This is a genomic window from Clostridium sp. (assembly GCF_036642255.1).
In the GTDB taxonomy this organism is placed as follows: Bacteria; Bacillota; Clostridia; order Clostridiales; family Clostridiaceae; genus Clostridium_J.
The window spans coordinates 1-3,526 of sequence record NZ_JAVWDJ010000102.1 but is presented as its reverse complement, the minus strand read 5'-3'; the positions used below and the strand labels follow the sequence as shown (position 1 = coordinate 3,526).

The window sequence follows — 3,526 nt, the reverse complement described above, 5'->3', positions numbered from 1 at the left end:
TAAGAAGAATGTGTCGTATCTATATATTTATATTATTTCTTATTCTATAGTCATATTGACCTGTCCAATAAAAAAATTCTGAATGAACATACTTTTTCATTTAAATATTTGATAAAAAAATAAAATACTCTTACCATATTTTCAAGGTAAGAGTATCTATAATATATATGTCTTAAAATATTACTCATAACTCAAAAGTCATCAATACCTTTTTGGTTATGCTTTAAAGTGTAACACCTTAAAGTTATCTACTGTCTACCCTACATTAAATTAAGTGCTTTATTCCAATTAATCTCTAATTGCATTTAACTTATGAAGTAAATACTCTTTTTTGTTTAAAGGGTCATAGGTTGATTTTTGGCGGGTTTTAGCAAATTCAAATGGAACTTTCTTGTATCCAAAAAACTTTGTTAAAAACATACCTTTTCCTTCTGTATACGAAGCTATTTTTAGCTTGTATTCTTTTGAATTTTCTACTGGTATTAACCCTTTTATTAAAAATTCATCCTCAACAATAATCGGATTATCAAAGGTTGCTCTCATAGTTTGCAAGTCCCAAATAGCTTTACTCAAAACATTTTGTGGAATCCTTAGTTCAAACTCATGCAGAGGTTCCAATAAGTCAGTTTTAGCCTGATGCAATGCTTCCATAAATACCATAGGAGTTACATTTCTAAAGTCCGCTGGGGTGCTGGCTGGACTAAAAAATTCTCCGCAGGTAAGTGTAACCTTTATATCAGTGACTTCCCAACCAAAAAGGCCTTGCTTACTTGTCTTAACAACTGCTTCCTCAATAGCATTTTGAAAAGATTTTGGTAATGATCCTATTGATACATTAGACATATATTTTAATCCTTCTCCCCTTATCCCAGGCTCTATTTTTAGACCTACCGTTGCCCAGAAAGGATTTAATCCTTCCTGCATAAGCATCATTGCAGTACCAACACCTTTAGGCGTCTCTTTGTAAATAGTCTGGATATTCGAAAACTCTACTTTAATTCCATAGAAATCATCTAATATAGAACTTAGTATTTCCATCTGAACTTCACCAAATAAGTTAATATAAATCTCTTTATCTTCATCATCCATGCCTAATTCTAATAGTGGGTCTTCTTCTGTAAGGAATGTTAATGCCTTAAATAATTCTCTATTTTCTTCTTTATTAACAGCAGATATATTCGTCTTTAATGTTGGTTTAGCTATAGATATATTTTTAGTTCTATCATTTGCAATTCCAATGACATCCCCAACCTGAAAACTTGTAAGTCCATGTAGAATACCTATATCTCCCGACTCCATGCTGGCGATTTCAATTAGCTTACCATTTTCTAAACCATTAATTTTCTTCACTTTTTCTATAATATCTTTATTAGGAACTTCAATTCTATCTCTTACAGAAATTTTGCCTCCAAATAATCTTACATAAACTTTCTTTTCATTTGTATTTGTCCTTTCAATTTTGAATACCACTCCAGATAAATCACCACCGCTGTCTTTACTTGCAAATGGTAGGTAACTGCAAATTCCATCTAATAATTGTTTGATACCAAGACCAACTGATGCTGCACCGAAAAGCACAGGGTATAAACTTCCTTCTCTTGAATACAATGAAATTTTTTCTTGTATTTCATTTTTATCATATTCTATCCCGTTAACATATTTCTCTAAAAACACTTCATCTAAATCTGATAAAACATTAATAATTTCATCATTTGTTGTATTTATTTCATCCAAATTATTTAGACAAACCTCTCTACTTCCTTCACCATGTGCCTTTTGTAATCTAACTATCTTATTAGACATAGCCTTTTTTATGTCCTCAAAAACTTTATTGCAATTTGCTCCAACTCTATCTATTTTATTTATAAAAATTATTGTTGGAATTTTTAGGGTCTTTAATGTGTTAAATAATATTCTTGTCTGGGATTGAATACCTTCTACTGCAGATATAACTAATATAGCTCCATCTAAAACACTTAAAGAGCGTTCTACCTCAGATACAAAGTCTGCGTGTCCTGGAGTATCGATAATATTTACTTTAACACTATTCCATGTGAAAGATATTGCTGAAGATTTTATAGTAATTCCTCTCTTACGTTCAAGCTCCATTGAGTCCGTTTGAGTGCTTCCTAGGTCTACTTTACCAACTGATTTTATAGCTCCACTGTAGTATAAAAGATTTTCAGTTGTAGTTGTTTTGCCTGCATCAACGTGAGCCACAATTCCTATATTAATTGTTTTCATATGTATCCTCTCCCCCTTTAGCGCTCTTAACATCTTTTTTATCCATTATCAAAGAAAGGATATATAAAACTAATACTGGCGTTACTAATAATGAAGTACATGCTATACCAATACTTATAGAAAATTTTGTAGCTATAATCCCAATAATTGGTCCCCCTATAATTTGTCCTAATGCATTGATTTGTCCATTCATAGAAAGTATAGTTGCCCTTGCACTATCATCTATATGATTATTTAGCCATGCATTAAATATAGGATCATTTATAGATCTAAACAGACTTGTTGATAAATACGCTACTAGCATTAAATTAAAGTTTCTTGTAAGTGCGAATGCTAACATAAAGGATATATAAAATATATTTGCAACCAATAATATCTTCCCACTCTGATTCTTATCCTCTTCTTCTAATTTCTTAGCTATAAACTGCATTGCTATAGCACTTAATACCATTCCAGCAATACCAAATATCCCAAACCAAGTTACAGGCTGAAGGTTTCCTATCTTAGGAAGCGTAGTGTCTTGTAGGAAATGTGCATTGGAAAGTCTATCATAACCTTCGCTAGATAAACCATAAAATAGAGTTACAGAAAGTAAAATCATCATTATATATTTACTTTTCACAAACTTTAAGCCAGATTTAAAGGTATATCCCATCTTTCTAAAAGTGTTTAGATCTTCTGCAGCAGATGGTGTAAAATTATTCTCTGGCATATACAATGCTAAAAATAATGCACTAATCACAAATAAACATCCACTGATTATAATAGGTAATCTAACAGACAAATTACCTACTATGGTACTTAGTATTATCCCGATAACTGCTCCTATTTGTCCTGCTTGTGCTCCTTTTATATATATTTTATCTAAGTCTTGTTCTTTTTCTTCCTCTGCAATCCACGCCTCAATAGACCCACTAGTAAAAGTTGAACCTAATCCCCATATTATCTGTGCTACAAGCACAGAAGCAAAACTAGAAATGGAGCCTTCTAAAATAAATCCTAATCCTGTCAAAACTGCACCAATAACAATAGATAACTTACGGCTATATATGTCTGCAACTATCCCTGTAGGAATTTCAAATATAAAGCATGCCGCCTCTAATGTAGTGCCCACAAGTATAAGTTGAAGTGGATTTAAATGAACCTTTTCAATGTGGTATACTATCATAACTGTAGCAACCAACGAAAAACACATCGCCGTAATAGCTGAAAATAACAAATAAATTTTATATGCTGAAAGTTTTTTAACCATTAATTATTCACCATCCCTATATTATGAAAA

General features: G+C 31.7%; 2 protein-coding genes. Both read right to left on the bottom strand.

Annotated features, from left to right (window positions below):
• Positions 1-288 precede the first annotated feature (288 nt).
• Positions 289-2,244 (bottom strand): tetracycline resistance ribosomal protection protein, encoded by a 1,956-nt coding sequence (gene tet, locus RR409_RS20895; protein ID WP_113842634.1) that lies wholly within the window; start codon positions 2,242-2,244, stop codon positions 289-291.
• Positions 2,231-3,496, bottom strand: a complete 1,266-nt coding sequence (locus RR409_RS20890; protein ID WP_002581201.1) for an MFS transporter — start codon at positions 3,494-3,496, stop codon at positions 2,231-2,233. Before RR409_RS20890 ends, tet begins: the two co-directional genes overlap by 14 nt.
• Positions 3,497-3,526: the final 30 nt, after the last annotated feature.

Excerpts from the sequence above, each read along its gene's own strand:
- tet (WP_113842634.1), bottom strand. The coding sequence starts at position 2,244 with ATGAAAACAATTAATATAGGAATTGTGGCTCACGTTGATGCAGGCAAA.
- RR409_RS20890 (WP_002581201.1), bottom strand. The coding sequence starts at position 3,496 with ATGGTTAAAAAACTTTCAGCATATAAAATTTATTTGTTATTTTCAGCT.